Origin of the sequence: Cereibacter changlensis JA139, from assembly GCF_003034985.1 — a bacterium.
Classification (GTDB): Bacteria; Pseudomonadota; Alphaproteobacteria; order Rhodobacterales; family Rhodobacteraceae; genus Cereibacter; species Cereibacter changlensis.
The window spans coordinates 1-628 of sequence record NZ_PZKG01000415.1; the positions used below are offsets into that span (position 1 = coordinate 1).

1 protein-coding gene is annotated in these 628 nt (G+C 60.5%); it reads left to right on the forward strand.

All coding sequences use genetic code 11. The annotated features are described in order from the left end of the window. The coding region (locus C5F48_RS24420) for a replication initiator protein A (RefSeq protein WP_181247796.1) at positions 1-505 on the forward strand (505 nt) is incomplete at its 5' end. Positions 506-628 lie beyond the last annotated feature (123 nt).

A 628-nucleotide genomic window follows, 5' to 3' on the forward strand; every position in this document is an offset into this window, starting at 1 on the left:
GACGGGAGGGAAGAACTATCAGCAGTTCAAGGCGGCGATTGCGCGCCTCCAGGGCACGCGTATCGAGACCACCATTCGAAGACGCGACAAGGACCGCTTGGAAGTCTTCAACCTCCTCGCCGACTACACTCTGGACGAAGACGAGCAAGGTCGTCCCTTGGGCGCGCAGATGACATTGCCGCGCTGGATTCACCGAGCCGTCGTAGAGGGCAGGGAGGTCCTGGCCATCTCCCCCCTCTACTTCGACCTGACCAGTGGCCTTGACCGCTTTCTCTACCGCCTGGCCCGACGTCACGCCGGCAACGGCGTCGACAACCCGGAAGGCTGGGCATTCTCTTTCAAGGATCTGCACCATCGCACAGGCTCGCCCGCCCCTTTCGGACAGTTTGCAAGAGACCTGAGACTGGCCATCAAGCGCGACGCCCTGCCGACATATGCGATGTCGGAAGAGAAGGGAGCGAACGGGCCACTTCTCCGGCTGGAGTGGCGCAGGCTCCTCATCTGACACGGTGCATCACACACTTTTTTCAGAGGCCCGCCGCCACCGAATCACGGTGCATCACACATGGAGGACACGGTGCATCACACACTAAGGCACGGTGCATCACACAACAACGATCTCCAAATA